The organism is Pseudomonas sp. NBRC 111133 (genome assembly GCF_001320605.1).
Lineage (GTDB): Bacteria > Pseudomonadota > Gammaproteobacteria > Pseudomonadales > Pseudomonadaceae > Aquipseudomonas > Aquipseudomonas monteilii.
The window spans coordinates 52,814-75,066 of record NZ_BCBJ01000081.1 but is presented as its reverse complement, the minus strand read 5'-3'; the positions used below and the strand labels follow the sequence as shown (position 1 = coordinate 75,066).

Sequence of the window (22,253 nt, the reverse complement as noted above, 5' to 3'; positions counted from 1 at the left end):
GATAAACCAGGCCTGCGCTGCTAGGCTCAATTTCATCGTCACCCAAGGAGAGCGCTCATGACCGATCATCACACGTACAAGAAGATCGAACTGGTGGGGTCTTCGCCTACCAGCATCGAAGAGGCGATCAACAATGCCCTGGCCGAAGCGGGCAAGAGCATCAAGCACCTGGAGTGGTTCGAGGTGGTCGATACCCGTGGCCATATCCGCGATAACAAGGCCGCGCACTTCCAGGTCACGCTGAAAGTCGGTTTCCGTATCGCCAACAGCTGATGTTGCACCGGGGTAGATGATCCCGTCTTGATGGGGTATTTAGGAAGGGGGCGCCTTGGCGGGCGCCCTTTCTGATTTCATCTGCACAAGGAAAGCGATCGATGAACAAACTGATTCTGGCCCTGGGCCTGATGACCCTGGCTGGCGGTGCCATGGCGGCGGGCAAGCCGTGCGAAGAGCTGAAGGCGGAGATTGCGGCCAAGCTCGATGCCAAGGGCGTGAAGGGGTACACCCTGGAGATCGTCAACAAGGGGGACCCGGCGGGCAAGGTAATTGGTAGCTGCGAGGCCGGTACCAAGGAGATTGTGTACCGCCGCGGCTAACTGTGCTGGATTCTTCGCGGGCAAGCCCGCGAAGAAGTTCATGCGGTCTTCAAGGCCTGCGCCAACAGCTCATAAGATCTCACCCGGTCTGCATGTTCATACAGGTCACAGGTAAAGATCAGCTCATCCGCTCCGGTTTGCTCCAGCAGCACCTCCACCTTGGCCCGTACCTTCTGCGGGCTGCCGATCATCGCCAGGCCCAGGAAGCTGCCCACAGCATCCCGCTCATGGGGCAGCCACAATCCATCCATGCTTTCGACCGGCGGCTTTTGCATCAGGCTCTGCCCGCGAATCAGCGCCAGAATGCGCTGGTAAACCGAGGTAGCCAGGTACTCGGCCTTTTCATCGGTTTCGGCCACCACCATGGGGATGCCCAGCATCACATACGGCTTGTCCAGCGTGGTCGATGGTTTGAAGTGGTTGCGGTAAACGCGGATGGCCTCGTGCATGTAGCGCGGTGCGAAGTGCGAGGCGAAGGCATAGGGCATGCCGCGCATCCCGGCCAGCTGGGCGCTGAACAGGCTGGAGCCCAGCAACCACAGGGGTACGTCGGTGTCATGCCCCGGTACGGCGATCACTTTTTGATCATCGGTGCGTGGGCCGAGGTAGCGCGACAGCTCCTCGACATCGTCAGGGAAGTCGTCCGGGCCACCGGCGCGGTCGCGGCGCAAGGCGTAAGCCGTCATCTGGTCGGAACCTGGTGCACGGCCCAGTCCCAGGTCGATTCGCCCGGGGTACAGGCTGGCCAGGGTGCCGAACTGCTCGGCGATTACCAGTGGCGCGTGGTTGGGCAGCATCACTCCACCTGAGCCCACGCGAATGGTCGACGTCCCCCCGGCCAGGTAACCGATCAGCACCGAGGTGGCCGAACTGGCGATGCCGTCCATGTTGTGGTGCTCGGCCACCCAGAAGCGGTTGTAGCCAAAGCGCTCGACGTGTTGCGCCAGGTCCAGCGAATTGCGCAGCGATTGCGCCGGGCCGGCGTCGGCGCGCACGGGCACCAGGTCGAGGGTGGAAATCTTCAGGTCACGCAGCTGCGTCATTGGAGCCTCCGCAAAGGTGGTTGGCCAGCGGCCTTTTCAACTCTGTATGGGCACATTCGGGGGATTCAATGCTTGCCGTGCGATTGGTCTGAACTTGCTGCAGGCGACAGGCCTCTGAACCCATAAGCTCGTAACCGAAAGACTAGGAGGCAGCATGAAAAAGACAGCATCAGCGATCTGGCAAGGTGGCCTGAAGGACGGCACCGGCCTGCTTTCTACCGAAAGCGGCGCGCTCAAGCAGAACCCTTACGGCTTCAATACCCGTTTTGAAGGCTCGCCGGGCACCAACCCGGAAGAGTTGATTGGTGCAGCGCATGCGGGCTGTTTTTCGATGGCATTGTCGATGATGCTGGGCGAAGCCGGGCTTACTGCCGACCGGATCGACACCGCTGCCGAAGTGACGCTCGACAAGCTGCCCGATGGGTTTGCCATTACCGCCGTGCATCTGGTGCTCAGGGCGAAGGTGCCTGGTGCAAGCGAAGCGCAGTTTCTGGAGATAGCCAACAAGGCCAAGGAAGGGTGCCCCGTGTCCAAGGTGCTGAACGCGAAGATCAGCCTGGATGCCGCGCTGGTTGGCTGAAGCGGCGCAACGGTGGCGGTTTGCTGTAGTCTAACCAGCGTCGGCAGCACGCTGCCTCTTCAGGAGCCGTTCCATGATTCGCGTAGCAATCGCCGTGTTGGCTTCTCTGGTTGCCACCTCCACGTTGGCGGCAGTGAAACCGTGCGAGGAGCTGAAAGCCGAGATCGAGGCCAAGATCCAGGCGCAGGGCGTGCCTTCCTACACCTTGGAGATCGTGCCCAACAGCGAGGTCAAGGACCCGAATATGGTGGTCGGGACCTGCGATGGCGGGACGAAGAAGATCATCTACCAAAAGAATGACCAGTAGCTTTGAGACCCGGGGCTGCCTGGCAGCCCCGGCTTTCACGGAATACAGAACACTTCGCTAGGCTCGTTCACCAGCACCTTGCGGCTGGCGTCGTACAGCAGCACCTGCGGCTCCATCACCGGAGCCCGTGCCTCCAGGCGATAGCGCTCGCCGGCCTTGAAGTTGTCAAAGCGCACGGTCAGGTAGCAGGTGCGGTCCCGGGGCTGGCTCATGATGCCGCCGGAGTAGAGCTCATAGTCGAAGCGCACCACCAGTTCGTGCTTGCCGGGCGTTACCTGGAAGTAACGGCCATCCTCCAGGCGTTTTCCGTCCAAGCGGTCGGCCATGATCACCCGGCCGGGGGTCATGGTGTAGAGGTCGACCCAGGCCTGCTTGGGGTCGACGGGCGGCAAGGGGCTGGCGCAAGCCCCCAGTGCACTGAGGGCGATCAGCATCATGGGCTGGCGCATGGCAAGACTCCCACTTGCGATGTACACGGTACAAGCATAGCGCCGTTTGCGGGGTTCAGGTGCGTTGGCAGCCTGCAGGCAGGCCTTGGCCGAGCAGTTTTTGCTGCTGGTCGTAAAGCTTGATCCAGGGGCGGAAGCCAATGCTGCCGGCTTGCAGCTGGTAGCGCTGCCCGGCGCTGAAGTCCTTGAAGGTCAGCTTGACCTGGCAATCGCGCCACAGCGACTCATCGACCGGGCCGATATTGCTGGGGGTAACCGGAAACTGGTAGCGCACGGTCAGCTCGTGGCTGCCAGGTGGTACCTCAAAATAGCGGCTGTCGACCCACTCTCGTTCGTCGACCTGCACGGCGTGCAGCGACGTGTTGTCGTAGGGGGTGAGGTCGATCCAGGCCTGGTTCGGGTCCGGGTCTGGCAACGTTGAACAGGCACAAAGCAGCAACAGTGAACCGGCGACCAACAATGCACGCATGGCGAAACTCCCCCTTGGCGAGATAGTCTTGGAGTGAATCGGCCTTGAGCGAGTCAGACAGTCCCGGATGCTTCGACTTTTTCCTATGCAGCGCTCAGGCCCTGGGGCACTCGACCGCGTTTTCATTCGTTTGGTTCCCCTGCTGGCCGCGCTCCTGCTGAACGGTTGCAGCAGCGTTGCCTACTATGGGCAGTTGGCTGAGGGGCAGTGGCAATTGCTGCGTGCACGACAGCCTGTCGCGCAGGTGATAGCCGACCCGGCGACGCCCCCGCAATTACGAACGCACCTGGCGCACGCTGAACAGGCGCGGGTCTTCGCCAGCCAGCAGCTGAAGCTGCCGGATAACCGAAGCTACCGGGTGTACGCCGACATTGGCCGGCCTTATGTGGTGTGGAACGTCTTTGCCACGCCCGAGTTGTCGTTGCAGCCTGTTACGCACTGCTTCCCGATTGCGGGGTGCGTGGCGTATCGCGGCTACTACCAGCAAGGCGCGGCCCGTGGGGCGGCGGCGCTGATGCGGCAAGACGGGCTGGATGTGTACGTTGGCGGTGTGGAGGCGTACTCGACGCTGGGGTGGTTCGATGACCCGATTCTCTCTTCGATGGTGGGCTGGGGCGACGAGCGCCTGGCCACGCTGATCTTCCATGAACTGGCTCACCAGCGCTTTTATGTGCAGAACGACACCGAGTTCAACGAGTCGTTTGCCTCCTTCGTCGAGCAGGAAGGCACGCGGCAATGGCGCGTGGCGCGTGGGCTTGCCGCCATTGGCGGGGATCAGGGACAGCCGCGTGAGCAGTTCATCCGGCTGGTGCTGGCCAGCCGTGACCGGCTGCAGGCGATCTATGCAGGCCCATTGGATGAAGCGCACAAGCGGCAGGCCAAGCGGGCCGAGTTCGAGCGCTTGAGGCGCGAGTACCGGCAGGTGCGTGATGGCCAGTGGGGGGGTGACAAACGCTATGACGCCTGGGTGTATGGGCCGCTGAACAATGCCAAATTGTTGCCGTTCGGGCTTTATGACCAATGGGTGCCGGCGTTTGAGGCGCTGTTCCGCGAGGTGGGCAGGGATTGGGGGCGGTTTTATGAGCGGGTCGAGCAACTGGGGCGGTTGCCGATTGCTGACAGGAAGGCGGCGTTGCAGCGCTTGATGGTTAACCAGTGAGATTTTGGGGCCGCGATGGGCTGCAAAGCAGCCCCCAGGGCCATCAAGCCTTGAGAAATGCCTGATGCATTTCGGCCAAGGTCGCAAAGTGGTAGGCCGGTTCTTCCGCCTTCAACTCCTCTTGGCTACCAAACCCATACCCTACTGCCACGGCCTGCACGCCATTGCTGCGCGCGCCAATCAGGTCATGCTTGCGGTCGCCGATCATCAGCGTCTGTGCCGGGTCCAGCCCTTCTTCGTCCAGCAGGTGGCGAATCAGCTCGACCTTGTTGGTGCGGGTGCCGTCCAGCTCGCTGCCGTAGATCACCTTGAAGTGGTGGTCGAAGGCGAAGTGCCGGGCGATTTCACGGGCGAACTCCCAGGGTTTGGAGGTGGCGATGTACAGCGTGCGGCCTTGCCCGTTCAGGGCTTCAAGCAACTCCGGCACACCCTGGAACACCAGGTTCTCGTACAGGCCGGTGACGCGGAAGCGCTCCCGGTAGAAGTTCACCGCCTCCCAGGCCTTGGCTTCGTCGAAGCCGTAGAACTGCATGAAGGCTTGCAGCAAGGGTGGGCCAATGAAGTGCTCCAGGCGGGTCAGGTCCGGTTCATCGATACCCAGCTTGGCCAGGGCGTACTGGATCGAGCGGGTGATGCCCAGGCGTGGGTCGGTCAGGGTGCCGTCGAGGTCGAAAAGGATGTTTTGCTGGTACATGTTCGTCTCGGTAATCGGGATCATTCCGGTTGGTCGTAGCCTTCGGCCAGGTGCTGGTCCTTGAGCTTCACGTAGTTGCCGGCGCTGTAGGAGAAGAAGGCGCGCTCGTTGTCGTTCAGCAGGCGCGCCTGTTTCACCGGGCTGCCCATGTACAGGTAGCCACTGACCAGGCGTTTGCCGGGCGGCACCAGGCTGCCGGCGCCGATGATCACTTCGTCCTCGACGATGGCGCCGTCCATGATGGTGCTGCCCATGCCGACCAGGATGCGGTTGCCCAGGGTGCAGCCGTGCAGCATCACTTTGTGGCCGATGGTCACTTCGTCGCCGATGATCAGCGGGAAACCGTCTGGGTTGAAAGGGCCGGCATGGGTGATGTGCAGCACGCTGCCATCCTGCACGCTGGTGCGTGCGCCGATGCGGATGCGGTGCATGTCGCCGCGCACCACGGTCAACGGCCAGACCGAGCTGTCTTCGCCAATCTCCACATCGCCCAGCACTACCGCCGAACGGTCGATAAAGGCCCGTGATCCAACTTTCGGAGTGTGTTGCTGGAAGCTTCGGATGGCCATGATAGCGTCTCTCATCTGTGCCGATAGGCAGGCTGCCTGCTGCGGTCGGCGTCGATTGTAATTAAGATGGGGCAGTGTTTCTTCTGCCAAGGTATCCAAACCGTGACTGCGAACAACCCGCTTTTGCAATCCCACGATCTGCCGCCCTTCTCGCAAATCCGTGCCGAACACGTGTTGCCGGCGATCGAAGCGATCCTGGCCGACAACCGTAAAGCCATTGCCGAGATCCTCGAAAAACAGGGCAAGCACCCCTCCTGGGCTGGCCTGGTGCTGGCCATGGATGAACTGAACGACCGCCTGGGCGCAGCCTGGAGCCCGGTCAGCCACCTGAATGCGGTGTGCAACAGCGCTGAACTGCGCGAGGCCTATGAGTCATGCCTGCCGGCGTTGAGCGCCTACTCGACCGAACTGGGCCAGAACCGTGCGCTGTTCGAAGCCTACCAGGCCTTGATCGACAGCCCGCAAGCCGCAAGCTTCGACGTGGCGCAGAAGACTATCCTCGAGCACGCCCTGCGTGACTTCCGCCTGTCGGGTATCGACCTGCCGGCAGACAAGCAGCAGCGTTACGCCGAAGTGCAGAGCAAGCTCAGCGAGCTGGGTAGCCGCTTCTCCAACCAGCTGCTCGATGCTACCCAGGCCTGGACCAAGCATGTCACTGACGAAGCCGCGCTGGCTGGCCTGACCGACTCGGCCAAGGCGCAGATGGCCGCCGCGGCCCAGGCCAAGGGCCTCGACGGCTGGCTGATCACCCTGGAATTCCCCAGCTACTACGCAGTCATGACCTACGCCAGCGACCGCGCTTTGCGCGAAGAGCTGTACGCCGCCTACTGCACCCGCGCCTCGGACCAGGGCCCGAACGCCGGCCAGTTCGACAACGGCCCGGTGATGCAGGAAATCCTCGGCCTGCGCCAGGAGCTGGCCGAGCTGCTGGGCTACAAGAACTACGCCGAGCTGAGCCTGGCCACCAAGATGGCCGAGTCCAGCGACCAGGTGCTGAACTTCCTGCGTGACCTGGCCAAGCGTTCCAAGCCGTTTGCCGCCCAGGACCTGAAACAGCTGAAGGCCTACGCCGCCGATCAAGGCTGCCCTGAGCTGGCCAGCTGGGACGCCGGCTACTTTGGCGAGAAGCTGCGCGAGCAACGCTACAGCGTGTCGCAGGAAGCCCTGCGTGCTTACTTCCCGATCGACAAGGTGCTGAACGGCCTGTTCAGTATCGTGCAGTGCCTGTATGGCATCGAAATCGCGGAGCTCAAGGGCTTCGACAGCTGGCACCCGGATGTGCGCCTGTTCGAGATCAAGGAAAACGGCCAGCACGTCGGTCGCTTCTTCTTCGACCTGTACGCCCGCGCCAACAAGCGCGGCGGCGCCTGGATGGACGGCGCCCGTGACCGTCGTCGCACTGCCGCTGGTGAGCTGCAGAGCCCGGTGGCCAACCTGGTGTGCAACTTCACTCCGGCCGCACCCGGCAAGCCGGCACTGCTGACCCACGATGAAGTCACCACCCTGTTCCACGAGTTCGGCCATGGCCTGCACCACATGCTGACCCGCATCGAGCATGCCGGTGTCTCCGGCATCAACGGCGTGGCCTGGGACGCGGTCGAGCTGCCGAGCCAGTTCATGGAAAACTGGTGCTGGGAGCCGGAAGGCCTGGCGCTGATCTCCGCCCACTACGAAACCGGCGCCCCCCTGCCCCAGGACCTGCTGGACAAGATGCTGGCGGCGAAGAACTTCCAGTCGGGCATGATGATGGTGCGCCAGCTGGAGTTCTCGCTGTTCGACTTCGAACTGCATGCCACCCATGGCGACGGCCGCAGTGTGCTGCAGGTGCTCGAAGGGGTGCGCGACGAGGTGTCGGTGATGCGCCCACCGGCGTACAACCGCTTCCCTAACAGCTTTGCGCACATTTTCGCGGGCGGTTACGCAGCCGGCTACTACAGCTATAAGTGGGCTGAAGTGCTGTCGGCCGACGCCTTCTCGCGTTTCGAGGATGAAGGCGTGCTGAATGCCGAAACTGGCCGCGCGTTCCGTGAGGCGATCCTGGCCCGTGGTGGTTCGCGCGAGCCAATGGAGCTGTTTGTCGACTTCCGTGGGCGTGAGCCTTCCATCGATGCGTTGCTGCGCCACAGTGGCCTCACCGAGAGCGCTGCAGCATGAGCGAGGTAGCCGTGATCAAGACCAAGAAGCGCTTCATTGCTGGGGCGGTATGCCCGGCGTGCAGCGAGCCTGACAAGCTGATGATGTGGAGCGAAGACGACACCCCGCACCGCGAGTGTGTTGCCTGTGGCTTCACCGATACCCTCAACGAGCAGGGGCTTTCGGTGCCCAAAGAGCTTGGCACCCGGGTTAATCACCTGGCGCCGAAGGCTTCGCCGGCCAAGGTACAGACGGTGCAGTTCTTCCCGAATCCGAAGCTGAAGAAACCGGCTGAGTAATGCTGTGGTGCCACCCGGGTGCAAGGCCCGGGTGGTAGATAGTCAGGCCTGCTGGCCTACGCTGGCCATGCACGCTCTCTTGCTCCTTTCCACGAGCAAAGTGACGCGCCATGGACAACCCCCTGCTGCAAGCTAGCCACATCCCCGTCGATTACCCTTCCGTCACCCTTGAAAACATGCGTGCGGCTTTCGACCATGTGCTACTGGCGCATGAGCAAGGGATCGAGCGCATGATCCGTGATCCTTCGACCACCTGGTGAATGGTTACGATGCGGGTTACTACGCCTACCTGTGGTCGGATGTGCATGCCTTTGACGTGTTCACGCGCTTCGAGGCCTGCGCTGTTATCCCCAGGCGCATCGCGCCCATTGCGCGAAGGCATCAAGGTGTTCCTTGGTCGGCAATCTGACCAGGCAGCGCACCTGAGCTGGCATGGCCTGAAGTAGCCAGACCAGAGGTGCTGGAAAGATTCTGGCGCGCATTATACTGTATATAGATACAGTATAGAGGTGAGCCATGATTCCGCCAGCACCGCTAAAGGGCCGTGGCACGGCGCACAACCCCCATAACCGCTTTGCCCCGAGCCATTCGGTGGCAGTGGATGATGGTTGGTACCAGGAAGTGCCACAGACGCAAGGCACTGAAGTGCGGGTCGAGACCGCCAAGTCGGTGATCAGTCGTAACACCTCGCCAGACCTGCCCTTCGATCGTTCCATCAACCCTTACCGTGGCTGCGAGCATGGTTGCATCTACTGCTATGCCCGCCCCTCGCACGCCTATTGGGACCTTTCCCCCGGCCTCGATTTCGAGACCAAGCTGATTGCCAAGACCAACGCCGCCGAGGTGCTTGCGCAACAATTGAGCAAACCGGGCTACGTGTGCGCGCCGATCAACCTGGGCTCCAATACCGATCCTTACCAACCGATCGAGCGGGAGCACATGCTCACCCGGCGCCTGCTTGAGGTATTGTTGCGTTTTCGCCATCCGGTGACCATTGTCACCAAGGGTTCGCTGGTGTTGCGTGACCTCGACCTGCTGGCCGAGCTGGCCCGCCAGCGCCTGGCGCGGGTAATGATCAGCCTGACCACGCTGGACGATGATCTCAAGCGGGTGCTGGAGCCACGCGCGGCCTCTCCCGGCGCCCGGTTGAGGGCCATCCGGGTATTGCGCGAAGCGGGTGTGCCGGTGGGTGTGTTGTGTTCGCCGATGATTCCGATGATCAACGACAGCGAACTGGAACGCCTGTTGGAGGCTGCCAGGGAAGCCGGCGCGCAGAGCGCGGCCTACATGATGCTGCGCCTGCCGCTGGAAGTGGCGCCACTGTTCGAGCAGTGGCTGCAGGACCATTACCCGCAACGGGCGGCGCATGTACTGAGCCTGATCCGCCAGAGCCGGGGCGGCGAGCTGTACGACAGCCGGTTTGGTACCCGCATGCGCGGTGAAGGGGTGTTTGCCGAGCTGTTGGCCCAGCGTTTTGCCAAGGCCATGAAGCGGCTGAACTTTGAGGGGCGGGAAGCGCAGGCACTGGATTGCTCGGCATTCTGCCCACCGGGGGGCCAGATGGCGTTGTTCTGATGGCTGCAACTCAGCTAATAACACCCAATAATTTTGCTAATCCATATTGGCAACTGATGCTTTTTTGCTATTATCCAGATCCCGCCTTTCTTGTCTGGAACGCCCGTTCTAGAGCCTTCGAATTAAGTTTCAGTTAAGTTTTCCCCGCTAGCGTAGTAAATCAGTCCACACCGACTGTGATCAATGGCCCGTGCGTGTCATCTAAATCCCTGCATAGCCAGAATCTTTCACCGGTAAAATGGATTTACCTACACACCGTCAAGAGGATGAATCATGCCCGTCAAGGACCCATCCAAGGTCGTCCCGCAGGTCCCCGCGGAAAGCGCCGATGCTGCCCTGAAGCACATCGTCGACGGCTTCCTGCGCTTTCACCATGACGTCTTCCCCGAGCAGCAAGAGCTGTTCAAGAAGCTCGCCACCGCGCAAACGCCACGCGCCATGTTCATCACCTGTGCCGACTCGCGCATCGTCCCCGAGCTGATCACCCAGAGCTCGCCAGGCGACCTGTTCGTGACCCGTAACGTCGGTAACGTGGTACCGCCTTATGGCCAGATGAATGGTGGTGTATCGAGTGCGATCGAGTACGCCGTACTTGCACTGAAAGTGCACCACATCATCGTGTGTGGCCACTCCGACTGCGGCGCAATGCGTGCGGTACTGAACCCGCAATCGCTGACCAAGATGCCAACCGTTTCCGCCTGGTTACGCCATGCAGAAGTGGCGCGTACCGTGGTCGAGAACAACTGCTCGTGCGGTAGCGAACACGAGACGATGCAGGTACTGACCAAGGAAAACGTCATCGCCCAATTGCATCACTTGCGTACCCACCCTTCGGTTGCCTCGCGCCTGGCAGCCGGTGAGCTGTACATCCATGGCTGGGTCTACGACATCGAGACCAGCAAGATCGAAGCTTACGATGCCGCCAGCGACAGCTTCCTGCCCCTGGCTGCTGGCGAGCCGGTCCCCTGCGCTACCCCGAGAGGCCGCTACTAAGCGACCCATCCACCGCTAGAACCTTGATAGCCGGCTGCACCCTTCAGGGTGTGGCACGGCCTTCTGCTGCCTTGAATTCCCTGACTGCCCTGCCGGCACGCTCGCTGGCGGCCCGCGCCTGCGCGCTCGTCAGGGGCAAACGTGCCCACGGCCAGGGGAATGGCCGTGTGACTGAGAATGGAGAAACACGGTGAACATTACACAGTTGAAAGCGGCCCTGCCGCGTGAGTTGTTGGCGTCGGTGGTGGTCTTTCTGGTGGCCTTGCCGTTGTGTATGGGCATTGCGATCGCCTCGGGCATGCCGCCGGCCAAAGGCCTGATTACCGGCATTATCGGCGGCATTGTCGTGGGTTTCCTCGCCGGTTCGCCGCTGCAAGTCAGCGGCCCGGCTGCCGGCCTGGCAGTGCTGGTGTTCGAGCTGGTGCGCCAACATGGCATGGCCATGCTTGGGCCGATTTTGCTGTTGGCCGGGGTGCTGCAGCTGCTGGCCGGGCGCCTGCGCCTGGGGTGCTGGTTCCGCGTTACTGCGCCAGCGGTGGTGTACGGCATGCTGGCGGGGATTGGCGTGCTGATCGTGCTGTCGCAAGTGCATGTCATGTTCGACACCGCGCCCCAGCCTTCCGGTATGCAGAACCTGGTGGAGTTCCCGGCAACCGTGGCCGCAGCCCTGCCACAGGAAAGCGCCGGTACCGGCTGGATGGCCGGTGCGCTGGGCCTGGGTACCATCGCCATCATGTGGGGCTGGGAGCGCTTGCGGCCGCAGCGGCTGCGCTTCGTCCCGGGTGCCCTGCTGGGTGTTGCGGCGATGACCGGCATCAGTATGTGGCTGGCCTTGCCGGTCAACCGAGTGCAAGTACCGGCAGACCTTTCCCAGGCCATCGACTGGATCCGCCCGGATGACCTGATGCAGCTGGCCGACCCTACCCTGCTGGTCGCTGCCTTCGCCCTGGCCTTCATTGCCAGTGCGGAAACCCTGCTGTCGGCTGCGGCGGTGGACCGCATGCACAGCGGCCAGCGCTCGGACTTCGACCGTGAGTTGTCGGCCCAGGGGATCGGCAACATGCTCTGCGGTGTGTTGGGTGCTTTGCCGATGACGGGTGTGATCGTGCGCAGCTCGGCCAATGTGCAGGCGGGGGCACAGACACGGGCATCGGCGATCTTCCATGGCTTGTGGCTACTGGCGTTCGTGGTGGTGTTGAGCTGCGTGCTGCAGCAGATTCCGGTGGCGAGTCTGGCGGGTGTGCTGGTGTTCACCGGGGTCAAGCTGGTTGATTTCAAGGCGTTTCGAGGTTTGGGCCGTTATGGCCGCATGCCGATGTTTACCTACGCGGCGACAGCGCTGGCGATCATCTTTACCGACCTGCTGACCGGCGTGCTGCTGGGCTTTGCCCTGACTTTGCTGAAACTGGCGTTCAAGGCGGCGCGGCTGAAGATCAACTTGGTGGGCCTGGAGAAGGCTGGGCATATGGAGCTGCGGTTAAGTGGTGCGGCAACGTTCCTGAAGGTGCCGGCGCTGACCCAGGTGCTGGATACCGTACCGGCGGGCACTACGTTGCATGTGCCGTTGGGTAACCTGAGCTACATCGACCATTCGTGCCTTGAGCTGCTGGAGGACTGGAACCGCAGTAATGCGGCCAATGGGTCGCGGTTGCTGATAGAACAGCGACGGTTGAAGCGGCGGATCGAGGGGCGGTTGCGCACTACTGCGGGGGTTGGGGCATAGAGCCGAGGGATTAGTTGTCTGATCTGGCCCTTTCGCGGGCACGCCCGTTCCCACAGGATTGCGCTTTAGCTCAAACCAGCGCAGAACCTGTGGGAGCGGGCGTGCCCGCGAAGAGGCCGGAACAGGATAATCAGGCCGGTTGGCCGAGCTCGACACCCAGCTGCCGAGACAGGCACGGCCAGCGCTTCCACGCCTCGCCGGTCGCCGGGCTGCTTAGCTTCTCGCGATAAGCCTCCACTGACTCCACCGCAAAACTCTCGTCATTGAGCATTTCGTCAACCGAGTGATGCACCACTTCATCCAGCTGGTTGGCAAATTCCTCGCCGATCAACTGGTGGGCAATCAGGTTGGCGACGGTGGTGTCGACCGGGATCAGCGGCTGCTGGAAGTGACGGATGTACAAGTCATTCACTTCCTCCACCAGCCGGTGCGCCAGATAGGCCTCGTCCAGCAGGCAGTCCAGGCCCACATGCCCTTCCATCACACTGGGCGGCTGCAGGAAGTAGGCTTCGGCAATTTTCAGTACCGGTTTGATCTGCGACTCGATCCCGGCCTCGCGGGCAACCGCATGTGCGGCCTCCAGCAGTTCCGGTACCTGGTCGATGTAGGCGCTGACGAAGCGCGCCAAAGTACCCTGGGCGTCCTGCTCGGGCAGTTGGATCGAGGGGTGCAGGTGGGGCAGTTGCAGCTCGAGACGCTGTTTCAATTGGCCAGTCTGGCCTTCGTGTTGATGGGCTTGGCTTACCTGCTCGCGTACAGCAGCGATGTTCATGACAACTCCAGGGACATTACGTTTCAAACGGAAGACACTAAATTAGCTCGGTATACAGAATACCTAAGACCTATTTGTTATAAATTTCGCAAACGTGTGCGCTCTCAGGTATATCAAGGTGCCATTATTGCGCCATACCCTCTCAAGCGTGCGGTTTTCAGGCAATTTGGCCATTTCGTGAAGTTCATTTCACAGGCTTCATTGCGTGCCATTGGTCGCTGTCTATACTCCCGGTGAACGTGATTCGTTGATGAGGCCCGACTGCTTTTAGCAGGGGCTCGGTCGTCGAAGCCAGGCAGTCTTGACCGCCGTTCCCTCTTGCCGCAGGCCACGCCTCCGGGACAACAAGAATTAGAAGGGGAACCCGCAATGATGCGACATCCACATGTCTGGATGGGCCTCCTGTTGTGGTCGGTTTTTGGTCAGGCCAATGCGGCCTGGACCGTGAACATGCACCCGGGGGCGACGGATGTCTCCAACGCCGTCTTCGACTTGCACATGACCATTTTCTGGATCTGCGTGATCATCGGCATCATGGTATTCGGCGCGATGTTCTGGTCGATGGTCATCCACCGCCGTTCCACCGGCCAGCAGGCCGCGCATTTCCACGAGCATACCTGGGTGGAAATCCTCTGGACCGTGGTGCCCTTCCTGATTCTGGTGGCCATGGCCATCCCGGCCACCAAGACCCTGATCGACATCTACGACGCCAGCGAGTCGGACATCGACATTCAGGTCACCGGCTACCAGTGGAAGTGGCACTACAAATACCTGGGCCAGGACGTGGAGTTCTTCAGCAACCTGGCCACCCCCGCTGACCAGATTCATAACAAGGCCCCCAAAGACGAGCACTACCTGCTCGAAGTCGACCAACCGCTGGTGCTGCCGGTGGGTGCCAAAGTGCGCTTCCTGGTAACAGCCGCCGACGTTATCCACTCCTGGTGGGTGCCGGCTTTTGCGGTCAAGCGCGATGCCATCCCCGGCTTCGTCAACGAAGCCTGGACCCGTATCGAAAAGCCCGGCATCTACCGTGGCCAGTGCACCGAGCTGTGCGGTAAGGATCACGGTTTCATGCCGGTGGTGGTCGAGGTGAAATCCAAGGCCGACTACGACACCTGGCTGGGTGAGCGCAAAGCCGAAGCCGCCAAGCTCAAGGAGCTGACCAGCAAGGAATGGACCCTGGAAGAACTGGTAGAGCGTGGCGACAAGGTCTACCACACCACTTGCGTGGCCTGTCACCAGGCCGAAGGCCAGGGCCTGCCGCCGATGTTCCCGGCGCTAAAGGGCTCGAAGATCGCAACCGGGCCGAAGGAAGGCCACTTGAGCATCGTCTTCCACGGCAAGCCAGGCACCGCCATGGCGGCGTTCGGCAAGCAGCTCTCGGAAGTGGACATTGCCGCCGTGGTGACCTACGAGCGCAACGCCTGGGGCAACAACAAGGGCGACATGGTCACGCCGAAGGACGTGCTGGCGCTGAAGCAGGCAGAAGCCAAGTGAACCGGGTTACTCGCGGCAATCAATGGGTTGCAGGAGACAGGACATGAGCACAGTGATCGACGACCAAGCCCACGGCCATGACCATGCGCACGGCCCGGCCAAGGGCCTGATGCGCTGGGTGCTGACCACCAACCACAAAGACATCGGCACGATGTACCTGTGGTTTGCCTTCCTCATGTTCCTGCTTGGCGGCTCGTTCGCCATGGTGATCCGCGCCGAGCTGTTCCAGCCCGGGCTGCAAATCGTGGAGCCGGCGTTCTTCAACCAGATGACCACCATGCATGGCCTGATCATGGTGTTCGGTGCGGTGATGCCGGCCTTCGTCGGCCTGGCTAACTGGATGATCCCGTTGATGATCGGCGCGCCCGACATGGCCCTGCCACGCATGAACAACTTCAGCTTCTGGTTGTTGCCGGCGGCGTTTCTGTTGCTGGTGTCGACCCTGTTCAGCCCTGGCGGCGGGCCGAATTTTGGCTGGACCTTCTACGCCCCGCTGTCCACCACCTATGCACCGGCCAGCGTCACCTTCTTCATCTTTGCCATCCATCTGATGGGCATCAGCTCGATCATGGGCGCGATCAACGTGATCGCCACCATCCTCAACCTGCGTGCCCCCGGCATGACCCTGATGAAGATGCCACTGTTCGTCTGGACCTGGCTGATTACCGCGTTCCTGCTGATTGCGGTGATGCCGGTGCTGGCGGGTGTGGTGACCATGATGCTGATGGACATCCATTTCGGCACCAGCTTCTTCAGTGCCGCTGGCGGCGGTGACCCGGTGCTGTTCCAGCATGTGTTCTGGTTCTTCGGCCACCCCGAGGTGTACATCATGATCCTGCCGGCCTTCGGTGCGGTCAGCTCGATCATCCCGGCGTTCTCGCGCAAGCCGCTGTTCGGCTACACCTCGATGGTGTACGCCACCGGCGCGATTGCCTTCCTGTCGTTCATCGTCTGGGCCCACCACATGTTCGTGGTTGGCATCCCGGTGGTGGGCGAACTGTTCTTCATGTACGCCACCATGCTGATCGCCGTGCCCACCGGGGTGAAGGTGTTCAACTGGGTCAGCACCATGTGGGAAGGCTCGCTCACCTTCGAGACGCCGATGCTGTTTGCCATCGCCTTCGTCATCCTGTTCACCATCGGCGGCTTCTCCGGCTTGATGCTGGCCATCGCCCCGGCAGACTTCCAGTACCACGACACCTACTTTGTGGTCGCACACTTCCACTACGTGCTGGTGCCCGGGGCGATCTTTGGCATCTTTGCCTCGGCCTACTACTGGCTGCCGAAATGGACCGGCCACATGTACGACGAAACCCTCGGCAAGCTGCACTTCTGGCTATCGTTCATCGGCATGAACATGGCCTTCTTCCCGATGCACTTCGTGGGGCTGGCCGGCATGCCACGGCGCATTCCGGACTACAACCTGCAGTTCGCCGACTTCAACATGGTGTCGTCGATCGGGGCCTTCATGTTCGGCGCCACGCAGATCTTCTTCCTGTTCATCGTCATCAAGTGCATCCGTGGCGGCGCGCCGGCACCGGCCAAGCCTTGGGATGGTGCCGAGGGCCTGGAGTGGTCGATCCCCTCGCCTGCGCCCTACCACACCTTCCAGACGCCACCGGAAGTGAAATAGGAAGCCCGCCATGAACGGCCTGTCGCTCAAACGCCTGGTAACGCGCCTGCTGATGCTGACGGTGGTGATGTTCGCCTTCGGCTTCGCCCTGGTGCCGATCTACGACGTGATGTGCAAGGCGTTTGGCATCAACGGCAAGACTGGCGGGCAATACGAAGGCAGCCAGGTCAGCGACCCGTCGCGTTCGGTGCGGGTGCAGTTCATGTCGACCAATGCCAGCGACATGGTCTGGGACTTCTACTCAACGGCTGACCAGTTGGAGGTCAACCCGGGTGCGGTGAACCAGATGATTTTCATTGCCCACAACCCGACCGACCGGCCGATGAGTGCGCAGGCGATACCCAGCATTACCCCGGCCGAGGCCGCGGCGTATTTCCACAAGACCGAGTGCTTCTGCTTTACCCAGCAGGTGCTGCAGCCCGGCGAACGCATCGAGATGCCGGTGCGCTTCATCGTCGACCGCGACCTGCCGGCCAGCGTGAAGCACCTGACACTGGCCTACACCTTGTTCGACATCACCGCTCGCCACCCGCCGGTCGCGCATGTTGCGGCCCAGGACGTCCAGGGCGCCCGTTAAGGGAAGGAGAACAGCAATGGCAAGTCATGAGCACTACTACGTCCCGGCGCAGAGCAAGTGGCCGATCATCGCCACCATCGGCATGTTCATCACGGTATTCGGCCTGGGCACCTGGTTCAATGACATGAAGGCCGGCCACCCGGAATCGCACGGGCCGCTGATTTTCTTCGTGGGTGCATTGTTCCTGGCCTACATGCTGTTCGGCTGGTTCGGCGCTGTGGTGAAGGAGAGCCGCGCGGGGTTGTACAGCCCGCAGCTGGACCGCTCGTTCCGCTGGGGCATGAGCTGGTTCATCTTCTCCGAGGTGATGTTCTTCCTGGCCTTTTTCGGTGCGCTGTTCTACGTGCGAGTGCTGGCCGGGCCTTGGCTGGGGGGCGAAGGGGCCAAAGGGGTTGCGCACATGCTGTGGCCGACCTTCGAATTCACCTGGCCGCTGCTGCACACGCCCGACCCGAAACTGTTCCCGCCGCCCAAGGAAGTGATCGACCCGTGGCACCTGCCGCTGATCAACACCATCCTGCTGGTCAGTTCCAGTGTGACCATCACCATCGCGCACCATGCGCTGCGCCGTGATCACCGAGGGCCGCTGAAATTCTGGATGACGCTGACCATTCTTCTGGGTATCAGCTTCATTACGTTGCAGGCCTACGAGTACCACGAGGCCTATACCAAGCTGGGGCTGACGCTGGGTTCGGGGATCTACGGGGCGACGTTCTTCATGCTGACCGGCTTCCACGGCGCCCACGTGACGTTGGGCACGATCATCCTGATCGTGATGTTCGTGCGCATTTTGCGTGGGCATTTCAACCCGGATAAACACTTCGGCTTCGAGGCGGCCAGTTGGTACTGGCACTTCGTCGATGTGGTGTGGGTGGGGTTGTTCATCTTTGTATATGTGCTTTGAAGGCGAATAGAGAACCCTGTGGGAGCGTCAGCTTTTAGGTTTGTGCAAGACAGTGGCTCCCACAGGGTTAGATGTGAATGTCAGAAGGGAGCATGTGAAACCAGCTGACCACTGATAAAGCCCCAGGCCACTAGGCCGATGGTCAGGGCCGCCAGGGTCACCCGCACGGTCAGCGCTTTCAGCAAACGGGTCGAGTTTTCATCGTCCTTGACCAGAAACACCAGGCCACTGAACAGGCTGGCAATCGTGGCCAACAGCATCAGGACAATCGCGGCCTTGAGCATGGCGCTACTCCGGGGGGATGCGGTGATGTGGATAAGTATAGCGAGGCGCCCGTGAGGCCGTTTCGCCCAGGTTGGGTACCGACCCTGGTGGTGCTTGCGCTGCTGCCGGGCCTGATTGCGCTTGGCTGCTGGCAACTGGGCCGCGCCGAGGAAAAGCGCGTGCTGCTGGCCACCTATGCCGAGCGGCGGGTCGACGCGCCAATCGCCACGGCTCAGCTGGCATCGAACGAAGACAACGCCTTCCGCCGCGTGCACCTCTTTGGCCGCTTCGACGCCGAACACAGCCTGCTGCTGGACAACCGCATGCGCGACGGCCAGGCCGGTGTCGAACTGCTGCAACCCTTCCATGACCAGCCCAGCGGCCTGTGGCTGTTGGTCAATCGCGGCTGGCTGCCATGGCCAGACCGTCGCGTGCCGGTGCATTTCGATACCCCCTCCAACGCCTTGGCACTGGACGCTTCAGTCTACGTATCACCCGGCAGCACGTTTCAGCTGCATCCCGACCCTGAAGGTAGCCAATGGCCCCATCTGCTTACTGCCGTTGATGCCGCGCAGCTATGGCCACAGCTAGGCCGCGAAGGCTATGCCCATGAGTTGCGCCTGGAGCCCGGCCCGGCAACCTACCGGCTGGAATGGCCGGTGGTTGCCATGGGCCCGGAAAAACACCTGGGGTACGCCGTGCAGTGGTTTGCCCTGGCGACTGCGCTGGTTCTGCTTTACCTCTACTTCGGCTGGCACCACAACAAGGAGAAACGCCATGGCCACCGCCACTCCACTGGACGTGCCTGAACGTGGCAAACCCAGAGCCCGCGGGCGTTTGCAGCTATTGCTGATTTTGCTGGTGGTGCTCGGGCCGATGATTCTGGCCACCAGCATGTACAAGCTCAAGTTCTGGGTACCGGAAGGCCGCAGCTACCACGGCGCCATGATCGGCAATGGTGAAAGCCGTGCCGATATCGGCGTGGCAGGTGAAGACGAGCGCTGGCAGCTGCTGGTCAGCGCGCCCGAGGCCTGCGCCGAAGACTGCCAGCGCCTGGTGTACCTGGCCCGGCAGATCCAGGTCGGCCTGGGCCGCGATGCCAGCCGCGCCAGCCATGCGTTGGCCGCCGCCCAGCCGCTGAGCGCCGACTACCAGGCGCTGCTTGGCCGTGAGTACCCGCAACTGCAACGTTACCCGCTGGATGCCCGGCACTACTCGCAGAAGGTTGGCGAGCCTGGCCCGCAGCTGTGGATCGTCGACCCGCACGGCAACCTGGTGCTGCGCTACGACGGCAAGGTCAACGGCAAGCATGTGCTGGACGACCTGCGCCACCTGCTCAAGCTGTCCAACATCGGCTAGGAGCCTGCCATGGCCAGACCTGGATTCCGCTTGGCTGTATTCGCCACCCTTCTGGCACTGCTGGTCGTCCTGCTCGGCGCCTATACCCGCCTGACCCACGCTGGCCTGGGCTGCCCGGACTGGCCGGGTTGCTACGGCTTCATCAGCGTGCCCAAGAGCGAGGCCCAGTTGGCCCATGCCGAGTTGCACTTCCCTGATCACCCCGTGGAAGAGGCCAAGGGCTGGGCCGAGATGGTCCACCGCTACTTCGCCGGCACGCTGGCCGTGGTGATTGCCCTGCTCGCCTTCCAGGCGGTGCGCCGGCATGCCCGCGATGGCCAGCCCTATCGCTTGCCTGTGTTGCTATTGGGTGTGGTGCTTGCCCAGGCGGCTTTCGGCATGTGGACGGTTACCCTGAAGCTGTGGCCACAGGTGGTCACCGCGCACTTGCTCGGCGGGTTCACCACGTTGAGCCTGCTGTTCCTGCTATCCCTGCGTCTATCCCGGGCTTTTGCGCCATTGCCCAAGTTGCCGTTGAGCTTGCGCCGGATCGCTGCATTGGCCCTGCTGGTAGTGATCGGCCAGATCGCCTTGGGCGGTTGGGTCAGTGCCAACTACGCAGCGGTCGCCTGCATTGACCTGCCCACTTGTCATGGCCAGTGGTGGCCGGCGGCGGACTTCAGCAACGGCTTTCACCTGACCCAGCATGTGGGCCCCAACTACCTGGGCGGGCAACTGGACAGTGATGCACGCACGGCCATCCACATCAGCCACCGGCTGGGGGCATTGTTGGTGACTTGCGTGCTTTTGATGCTGAGCTGGAAGCTGTACCGCTGTGGCCTTCCCGGCCTGGCGCGGCTGGTGCTGCTGGCGCTGGCCTTGCAAGTGGGCCTGGGCATCAGCAACGTGTTGTTCCACCTGCCGCTGGCGGTGGCCGTGGCACACAACGCGGGTGGGGCGCTCTTGCTGTTGAGCATGGTGCTGGTGAATTACCGCATTCGCGTGGTCGACAAGGTGCGCGTGGGTGTCGGCCACGGCTGGCGCCTGCGGCCGGTGGCCGGCGTGGGCACTTCCCATCACATGAGGAATGATTCGTGGCGACGCTTCTGAGCGCACGGCGGGCCAGCTGGCGCGATTACCTGGAGCTGACCAAGCCCAAGGTGGTGGTGCTGATGCTGATTACCTCGCTGGCTGGCATGTTCCTAGCCACCCGCGCGGGCGTGAGCTGGAGCGTGCTGCTGTTCGGCAACCTGGGCATCGGCTTGTGTGCAGGTGGTGCAGCGGTGGTCAACCATGTGGTGGATCGGCGCATCGATGCGCTGATGGCCCGCACCCACAAGCGGCCGCTGGCCCAGGGCCGGGTCGAGCCACTGCCCGCACTGTCGTTCGCCTTGGCGCTGGCACTGCTGGGCATGGCGCTGCTGCTGGTGTTCACCAACGCCCTGACCGCCTGGCTTACCCTGGCGTCCTTGCTCGGCTATGCGGTGCTCTATACCGGCTTTCTCAAGCGTGCCACGCCACAGAACATCGTTATCGGTGGCTTGGCCGGCGCCGCCCCGCCGCTGCTCGGCTGGGTGGCCGTGAGCGGCCATGTCAGCGCCGAACCCTTGCTGCTGGTGCTGATCATCTTCGCCTGGACGCCACCGCACTTCTGGGCCTTGGCCATCCACCGCAAGGAAGAATACGCCAAAGCCGATATCCCGATGCTGCCGGTGACCCACGGCGAGCGCTACACCAAGTTGCATATCCTGCTGTATACCCTGGTATTGCTGGCGGTCAGCCTGTTGCCGTATGCCATCCACATGAGCGGCCCGCTGTACCTGGCCTGTGCCCTGGCACTGGGCCTGCGCTTCCTGCAATGGGCCTGGGTGTTGTACCGTGGCAGCCGGCCGCACGCGGCGATCGGCACCTTCAAGTACTCTATCGGCTACCTGTTCGTGCTGTTCATCGCGTTGCTCCTCGACCACTACCTGTTGCTGAACCTATGACCCGAACCCAGAAAACCGTCTTCATCCTCGTTGCCCTGGTCGCGCTGATCATGGGCCTGACCGTCAACAAGGTGCTCAATGGCCGCGACCAGCCCAACCCTACCGAGCTGATCGACGCCGGCATCATCCTGCTGCCGCAGAGCCGTACCGTGGCGGATGTGACCATGACCAACCAGGATGGCCAGCCAGTGCAACTGGATGACCTGAAGGGCAAATGGTCGCTGCTGTTCTTCGGCTACACCTACTGCCCGGACATCTGCCCGACTACCTTGGCCCAGTTGCGCCAGGTGAAGAGCGAGCTGCCCAAGGAAGCCGTTGACCGGCTGCAGGTGGTATTGGTGAGTGTGGACCCGAACCGCGACACGCCGAACCAGCTGAAGCAGTACCTGGGCTATTTCGACAAGGATTTTGTCGGCGTGGCCGGGTCGATCGAGGATACCCAGAAGTTGGCCAATGCCTTGAGCATTCCATTCATTCCGGCGGATACCAGCAAGCCGGGGTATACCGTGGATCACAGCGGTAACCTGGCGGTTGTGGGGCCGGATGGGCGTCAGCGCGGGTTCATTCGTGCGCCGTTCAACAACCAGAAGCTGGTGGCGCAGTTGCCCGGGCTTGTGAAGCGGGATTGAGTGGGCCCCAAAAGCTTCGCGGGTAAACCCGCTCCTACAACGATTTGTGTAGGAGCGGTTTT

The 22,253-nt window shown here is 62.0% G+C and carries 28 protein-coding genes; 21 read left to right on the top strand and 7 right to left on the bottom strand.

What is annotated here, in order from left to right; all coding sequences use genetic code 11:
- Positions 1–57 precede the first annotated feature (57 nt).
- Both APH36_RS19180 and APH36_RS19175 read left to right on the top strand, forming a co-directional pair.
- Entirely contained in the window at positions 58–273 is a 216-nt protein-coding gene (locus APH36_RS19180) for a dodecin (RefSeq protein ID WP_003253076.1), read from the top strand.
- Between the two features lie 101 nt (positions 274–374).
- A complete protein-coding gene (locus APH36_RS19175; protein ID WP_019098081.1) occupies positions 375–596 on the top strand; it encodes a DUF1161 domain-containing protein in 222 nt (73 codons plus the stop codon).
- A gap of 38 nt (positions 597–634) precedes the next feature.
- On the opposite strand, the gene APH36_RS19170 is transcribed toward APH36_RS19175, so the two are convergent.
- Positions 635–1,639, bottom strand: a complete 1,005-nt coding sequence (locus APH36_RS19170; protein ID WP_060499849.1) for an LLM class flavin-dependent oxidoreductase — start codon at positions 1,637–1,639, stop codon at positions 635–637.
- Positions 1,640–1,793: 154 nt separating this feature from the next.
- Here APH36_RS19170 and APH36_RS19165 point away from each other — a divergent pair, with 154 nt between their 5' ends.
- Both APH36_RS19165 and APH36_RS19160 read left to right on the top strand, forming a co-directional pair.
- Positions 1,794–2,219, top strand: a complete 426-nt coding sequence (locus APH36_RS19165; RefSeq protein WP_016712814.1) for an OsmC family protein — start codon at positions 1,794–1,796, stop codon at positions 2,217–2,219.
- Positions 2,220–2,292: 73 nt separating this feature from the next.
- On the top strand, positions 2,293–2,526 hold the full coding sequence (locus APH36_RS19160) for a DUF1161 domain-containing protein (RefSeq protein ID WP_060499848.1): 234 nt from the start codon (positions 2,293–2,295) through the stop codon (positions 2,524–2,526).
- 35 nt (positions 2,527–2,561) lie between these two features.
- Here the strand turns inward: APH36_RS19160 and APH36_RS19155 are convergent, their stop codons facing one another.
- A complete protein-coding gene (locus APH36_RS19155; protein ID WP_060499847.1) occupies positions 2,562–2,975 on the bottom strand; it encodes a hypothetical protein in 414 nt (137 codons plus the stop codon).
- A 55-nt stretch (positions 2,976–3,030) separates the two neighbouring features.
- The gene (locus APH36_RS19150) at positions 3,031–3,444 is read right to left on the bottom strand and encodes a hypothetical protein (protein ID WP_060499846.1); all 414 of its coding nucleotides are present in this window, start codon (positions 3,442–3,444) and stop codon (positions 3,031–3,033) included.
- An 85-nt stretch (positions 3,445–3,529) separates the two neighbouring features.
- On the opposite strand from APH36_RS19150, the gene APH36_RS19145 reads away from it, so the two are divergent.
- The gene (locus tag APH36_RS19145; protein WP_060499845.1) at positions 3,530–4,603 is read left to right on the top strand and encodes an aminopeptidase; all 1,074 of its coding nucleotides are present in this window, start codon (positions 3,530–3,532) and stop codon (positions 4,601–4,603) included.
- A gap of 43 nt (positions 4,604–4,646) precedes the next feature.
- Here the strand turns inward: APH36_RS19145 and APH36_RS19140 are convergent, their stop codons facing one another.
- Together APH36_RS19140 and APH36_RS19135 are read right to left on the bottom strand one after the other, a co-directional pair.
- Positions 4,647–5,297: an HAD family hydrolase gene (locus APH36_RS19140; protein WP_060499873.1), complete on the bottom strand. Its 651-nt coding sequence runs from the start codon at positions 5,295–5,297 to the stop codon at positions 4,647–4,649.
- A 20-nt stretch (positions 5,298–5,317) separates the two neighbouring features.
- Entirely contained in the window at positions 5,318–5,866 is a 549-nt protein-coding gene (locus APH36_RS19135; RefSeq protein WP_016712820.1) for a gamma carbonic anhydrase family protein, read from the bottom strand.
- A gap of 102 nt (positions 5,867–5,968) precedes the next feature.
- Between APH36_RS19135 and prlC the strand changes: the two genes are divergently transcribed.
- From prlC to APH36_RS19110, 7 genes are all read left to right on the top strand, one after another.
- Positions 5,969–8,020 (top strand): oligopeptidase A, encoded by a 2,052-nt coding sequence (prlC, locus tag APH36_RS19130; RefSeq protein ID WP_256219279.1) that lies wholly within the window; start codon positions 5,969–5,971, stop codon positions 8,018–8,020.
- Positions 8,017–8,298 carry a YheV family putative zinc ribbon protein gene (locus tag APH36_RS19125; protein ID WP_060499843.1) on the top strand — a complete coding sequence of 94 codons (282 nt, stop codon included), beginning with the start codon at positions 8,017–8,019 and terminating at the stop codon, positions 8,296–8,298. The genes prlC and APH36_RS19125 overlap by 4 nt, the downstream gene beginning before the upstream one ends.
- A gap of 110 nt (positions 8,299–8,408) precedes the next feature.
- Positions 8,409–8,558 carry a hypothetical protein gene (locus tag APH36_RS31725; RefSeq protein ID WP_156342164.1) on the top strand — a complete coding sequence of 50 codons (150 nt, stop codon included), beginning with the start codon at positions 8,409–8,411 and terminating at the stop codon, positions 8,556–8,558.
- Positions 8,555–8,707, top strand: a complete 153-nt coding sequence (locus APH36_RS31720; RefSeq protein WP_256219278.1) for a M3 family metallopeptidase — start codon at positions 8,555–8,557, stop codon at positions 8,705–8,707. The genes APH36_RS31725 and APH36_RS31720 overlap by 4 nt, the downstream gene beginning before the upstream one ends.
- A 107-nt stretch (positions 8,708–8,814) precedes the next feature.
- Positions 8,815–9,873, top strand: coding sequence for a PA0069 family radical SAM protein (locus APH36_RS19120; RefSeq protein ID WP_060499842.1), 1,059 nt, complete (start codon positions 8,815–8,817; stop codon positions 9,871–9,873).
- 273 nt (positions 9,874–10,146) lie between these two features.
- A complete protein-coding gene (locus APH36_RS19115) occupies positions 10,147–10,866 on the top strand; it encodes a carbonic anhydrase (protein WP_060499841.1) in 720 nt (239 codons plus the stop codon).
- A gap of 190 nt (positions 10,867–11,056) precedes the next feature.
- Positions 11,057–12,589, top strand: coding sequence for a SulP family inorganic anion transporter (locus tag APH36_RS19110; protein WP_060499840.1), 1,533 nt, complete (start codon positions 11,057–11,059; stop codon positions 12,587–12,589).
- A gap of 130 nt (positions 12,590–12,719) precedes the next feature.
- Here the strand turns inward: APH36_RS19110 and APH36_RS19105 are convergent, their stop codons facing one another.
- Positions 12,720–13,361 carry a hypothetical protein gene (locus APH36_RS19105; RefSeq protein WP_060499839.1) on the bottom strand — a complete coding sequence of 214 codons (642 nt, stop codon included), beginning with the start codon at positions 13,359–13,361 and terminating at the stop codon, positions 12,720–12,722.
- Positions 13,362–13,730: 369 nt separating this feature from the next.
- On the opposite strand from APH36_RS19105, the gene coxB reads away from it, so the two are divergent.
- The 4 genes from coxB to APH36_RS19085 are packed head-to-tail and all read left to right on the top strand — an operon-like array spanning position 13,731 to position 17,972.
- Entirely contained in the window at positions 13,731–14,858 is a 1,128-nt protein-coding gene (gene coxB / locus APH36_RS19100; RefSeq protein WP_060499838.1) for a cytochrome c oxidase subunit II, read from the top strand.
- A gap of 43 nt (positions 14,859–14,901) precedes the next feature.
- A complete protein-coding gene (gene ctaD, locus APH36_RS19095; RefSeq protein ID WP_060499837.1) occupies positions 14,902–16,491 on the top strand; it encodes a cytochrome c oxidase subunit I in 1,590 nt (529 codons plus the stop codon).
- Between the two features lie 10 nt (positions 16,492–16,501).
- A complete protein-coding gene (locus tag APH36_RS19090; RefSeq protein ID WP_016712829.1) occupies positions 16,502–17,068 on the top strand; it encodes a cytochrome c oxidase assembly protein in 567 nt (188 codons plus the stop codon).
- A gap of 16 nt (positions 17,069–17,084) precedes the next feature.
- Complete coding sequence (locus APH36_RS19085; RefSeq protein WP_060499836.1) at positions 17,085–17,972, top strand: cytochrome c oxidase subunit 3; 888 nt, start codon at positions 17,085–17,087, stop codon at positions 17,970–17,972.
- 80 nt (positions 17,973–18,052) lie between these two features.
- Here APH36_RS19085 and APH36_RS19080 read toward each other — a convergent pair whose 3' ends face one another.
- Positions 18,053–18,256 (bottom strand): twin transmembrane helix small protein, encoded by a 204-nt coding sequence (locus APH36_RS19080; RefSeq protein WP_003258925.1) that lies wholly within the window; start codon positions 18,254–18,256, stop codon positions 18,053–18,055.
- A 51-nt stretch (positions 18,257–18,307) separates the two neighbouring features.
- Here APH36_RS19080 and APH36_RS19075 point away from each other — a divergent pair, with 51 nt between their 5' ends.
- From APH36_RS19075 to APH36_RS19055, 5 genes are read left to right on the top strand one after another with little or no spacing between them, the layout of a single operon-like run.
- Entirely contained in the window at positions 18,308–19,045 is a 738-nt protein-coding gene (locus APH36_RS19075; protein ID WP_060499835.1) for an SURF1 family protein, read from the top strand.
- Positions 19,014–19,595, top strand: a complete 582-nt coding sequence (locus tag APH36_RS19070; RefSeq protein WP_060499834.1) for a hypothetical protein — start codon at positions 19,014–19,016, stop codon at positions 19,593–19,595. The genes APH36_RS19075 and APH36_RS19070 overlap by 32 nt, the downstream gene beginning before the upstream one ends.
- 9 nt (positions 19,596–19,604) lie before the next feature.
- Positions 19,605–20,684, top strand: coding sequence for a heme A synthase (locus APH36_RS19065; RefSeq protein WP_060499833.1), 1,080 nt, complete (start codon positions 19,605–19,607; stop codon positions 20,682–20,684).
- Complete coding sequence (gene cyoE, locus APH36_RS19060) at positions 20,669–21,562, top strand: heme o synthase (RefSeq protein ID WP_060499832.1); 894 nt, start codon at positions 20,669–20,671, stop codon at positions 21,560–21,562. Before APH36_RS19065 ends, cyoE begins: the two co-directional genes overlap by 16 nt.
- The gene (locus tag APH36_RS19055; protein WP_060499831.1) at positions 21,559–22,191 is read left to right on the top strand and encodes an SCO family protein; all 633 of its coding nucleotides are present in this window, start codon (positions 21,559–21,561) and stop codon (positions 22,189–22,191) included. Before cyoE ends, APH36_RS19055 begins: the two co-directional genes overlap by 4 nt.
- Positions 22,192–22,253 lie beyond the last annotated feature (62 nt).

What these genes read in the sequence shown, in the direction of transcription:
- APH36_RS19180 (WP_003253076.1), top strand. Translation starts at nt 58, where the DNA reads ATGACCGATCATCACACGTACAAGAAGATCGAACTGGTGGGGTCTTCG.
- APH36_RS19175 (WP_019098081.1), top strand. Translation starts at nt 375, where the DNA reads ATGAACAAACTGATTCTGGCCCTGGGCCTGATGACCCTGGCTGGCGGT.
- APH36_RS19170 (WP_060499849.1), bottom strand. Translation starts at nt 1,639, where the DNA reads ATGACGCAGCTGCGTGACCTGAAGATTTCCACCCTCGACCTGGTGCCC.
- APH36_RS19165 (WP_016712814.1), top strand. Translation starts at nt 1,794, where the DNA reads ATGAAAAAGACAGCATCAGCGATCTGGCAAGGTGGCCTGAAGGACGGC.
- APH36_RS19160 (WP_060499848.1), top strand. Translation starts at nt 2,293, where the DNA reads ATGATTCGCGTAGCAATCGCCGTGTTGGCTTCTCTGGTTGCCACCTCC.
- APH36_RS19155 (WP_060499847.1), bottom strand. Translation starts at nt 2,975, where the DNA reads ATGCGCCAGCCCATGATGCTGATCGCCCTCAGTGCACTGGGGGCTTGC.
- APH36_RS19150 (WP_060499846.1), bottom strand. Translation starts at nt 3,444, where the DNA reads ATGCGTGCATTGTTGGTCGCCGGTTCACTGTTGCTGCTTTGTGCCTGT.
- APH36_RS19145 (WP_060499845.1), top strand. Translation starts at nt 3,530, where the DNA reads ATGCAGCGCTCAGGCCCTGGGGCACTCGACCGCGTTTTCATTCGTTTG.
- APH36_RS19140 (WP_060499873.1), bottom strand. Translation starts at nt 5,297, where the DNA reads ATGTACCAGCAAAACATCCTTTTCGACCTCGACGGCACCCTGACCGAC.
- APH36_RS19135 (WP_016712820.1), bottom strand. Translation starts at nt 5,866, where the DNA reads ATGGCCATCCGAAGCTTCCAGCAACACACTCCGAAAGTTGGATCACGG.
- APH36_RS19125 (WP_060499843.1), top strand. Translation starts at nt 8,017, where the DNA reads ATGAGCGAGGTAGCCGTGATCAAGACCAAGAAGCGCTTCATTGCTGGG.
- APH36_RS31725 (WP_156342164.1), top strand. Translation starts at nt 8,409, where the DNA reads ATGGACAACCCCCTGCTGCAAGCTAGCCACATCCCCGTCGATTACCCT.
- APH36_RS19120 (WP_060499842.1), top strand. Translation starts at nt 8,815, where the DNA reads ATGATTCCGCCAGCACCGCTAAAGGGCCGTGGCACGGCGCACAACCCC.
- APH36_RS19115 (WP_060499841.1), top strand. Translation starts at nt 10,147, where the DNA reads ATGCCCGTCAAGGACCCATCCAAGGTCGTCCCGCAGGTCCCCGCGGAA.
- APH36_RS19105 (WP_060499839.1), bottom strand. Translation starts at nt 13,361, where the DNA reads ATGAACATCGCTGCTGTACGCGAGCAGGTAAGCCAAGCCCATCAACAC.
- coxB (WP_060499838.1), top strand. Translation starts at nt 13,731, where the DNA reads ATGATGCGACATCCACATGTCTGGATGGGCCTCCTGTTGTGGTCGGTT.
- ctaD (WP_060499837.1), top strand. Translation starts at nt 14,902, where the DNA reads ATGAGCACAGTGATCGACGACCAAGCCCACGGCCATGACCATGCGCAC.
- APH36_RS19090 (WP_016712829.1), top strand. Translation starts at nt 16,502, where the DNA reads ATGAACGGCCTGTCGCTCAAACGCCTGGTAACGCGCCTGCTGATGCTG.
- APH36_RS19085 (WP_060499836.1), top strand. Translation starts at nt 17,085, where the DNA reads ATGGCAAGTCATGAGCACTACTACGTCCCGGCGCAGAGCAAGTGGCCG.
- APH36_RS19080 (WP_003258925.1), bottom strand. Translation starts at nt 18,256, where the DNA reads ATGCTCAAGGCCGCGATTGTCCTGATGCTGTTGGCCACGATTGCCAGC.
- APH36_RS19070 (WP_060499834.1), top strand. Translation starts at nt 19,014, where the DNA reads ATGGCCACCGCCACTCCACTGGACGTGCCTGAACGTGGCAAACCCAGA.
- APH36_RS19065 (WP_060499833.1), top strand. Translation starts at nt 19,605, where the DNA reads ATGGCCAGACCTGGATTCCGCTTGGCTGTATTCGCCACCCTTCTGGCA.
- APH36_RS19055 (WP_060499831.1), top strand. Translation starts at nt 21,559, where the DNA reads ATGACCCGAACCCAGAAAACCGTCTTCATCCTCGTTGCCCTGGTCGCG.